Origin of the sequence: Acinetobacter sp. YH12235, from assembly GCF_013417705.1 — a bacterium.
Classification (GTDB): Bacteria; Pseudomonadota; Gammaproteobacteria; order Pseudomonadales; family Moraxellaceae; genus Acinetobacter.
The window spans coordinates 1-1,404 of the sequence record NZ_VPDL01000063.1 but is presented as its reverse complement, the minus strand read 5'-3'; the positions used below and the strand labels follow the sequence as shown (position 1 = coordinate 1,404).

Annotated in this window: 2 tRNA genes and 1 rRNA gene; all 3 read right to left on the bottom strand. The window is 44.1% G+C overall.

The features are described from left to right. Positions 1-665: ribosomal RNA gene (locus FTV13_RS15505) — 23S ribosomal RNA — on the bottom strand; the annotation flags it as partial. A gap of 475 nt (positions 666-1,140) precedes the next feature. Further along, a tRNA-Ala gene (locus tag FTV13_RS15500) sits at positions 1,141-1,216 on the bottom strand. A gap of 61 nt (positions 1,217-1,277) precedes the next feature. Next, a tRNA-Ile gene (locus FTV13_RS15495) sits at positions 1,278-1,354 on the bottom strand. Between the last annotated feature and the right edge of the window lie 50 nt (positions 1,355-1,404).

Here is a 1,404-nt window from a genome sequence, read left to right as displayed (position 1 = left end):
CGGGTCTATACCCAGCAACTAAACGCCCTATTAAGACTCGATTTCTCTACGGCTCCCCTATTCGGTTAACCTCGCTACTGAATATAAGTCGCTGACCCATTATACAAAAGGTACGCAGTCACCACACGAAGTGGCTCCCACTGCTTGTATGCATGCGGTTTCAGGATCTATTTCACTCCCCTCACAGGGGTTCTTTTCGCCTTTCCCTCACGGTACTGGTTCACTATCGGTCAGTCAGGAGTATTTAGCCTTAGAGGATGGTCCCCCTATATTCAGACAAGGTTTCACGTGCCTCGCCCTACTCGACATCATCATATCAGCCCTTTCGTGTACAGGACTATCACCCACTATGGTTGCACTTCCCAGAGCATTCCACTAAAACTGATATGACTTAATGGGCTGTTCCCCTTTCGCTCGCCGCTACTGAGGGAATCTCAATTGATTTCTTTTCCTACGGATACTGAGATGTTTCACTTCTCCGCGTTCGCCTCATAAACCTATGTATTCAGTTTATGATACCGACCTTATAGCCGGTGGGTTTCCCCATTCAGACATCTCCGGATCACAGGATATTTGCCGCCTCCCCGGAGCTTTTCGCAGGCTATCACGTCTTTCTTCGCCTCTGACTGCCAAGGCATCCACCACATGCACTTAATTACTTGACTATACAACCCCAAACAGTCGTTCATCCCTACAAGTAGGATAAACAACATAATCAACCAATCACTCAGTTAATTACACAGTTAGAGTCTCGTGAACTTAATCACTGTACAGCTTCAATTAGATTCATATACCAAAACGCTTGATTCAGTTAATTTCGCTAGTTCTCATTCAATCACTTCAACAATCAATCTTGCGATCTCTTGTTTCCGCTCTTTCATGAGTATGAACAAATTATTTCAACTCAAATATATTCTGTTAATGATTTAATGCATCCTCGTCGGATTGCATTACTGTGATAAATCACAGAGATTATCAAGTGGGACGTATCTTAACGCTTCTACTTGCTAATCTCTAGGATCTACGCACTTGATCGCTTAGGAACTAAACATTCACGCTACTGTATGATCACATACTGCGCGAAGCGTAGCTTCTTGCTTAAATTTCAAGGAAAAACGTTGTTTTTCTTGTCTTGAAATTTGGTGGAGACTAGGAGAGTCGAACTCCTGACCTCCTGCGTGCAAAGCAGGCGCTCTACCAACTAAGCTAAGTCCCCAGCTTATCAATAAGTCAATGTCTCTGATTTCTTCACTCTGCAATTGCTTGCTTGTCGTTAGTGGTGGGTCTGACAAGACTTGAACTTGTGACCCCACGCTTATCAAGCGTGTGCTCTAACCAACTGAGCTACAGACCCTCAGATACATCGTCATGAAGAACAACTTGTTGTGGATTCTTACCAATCGT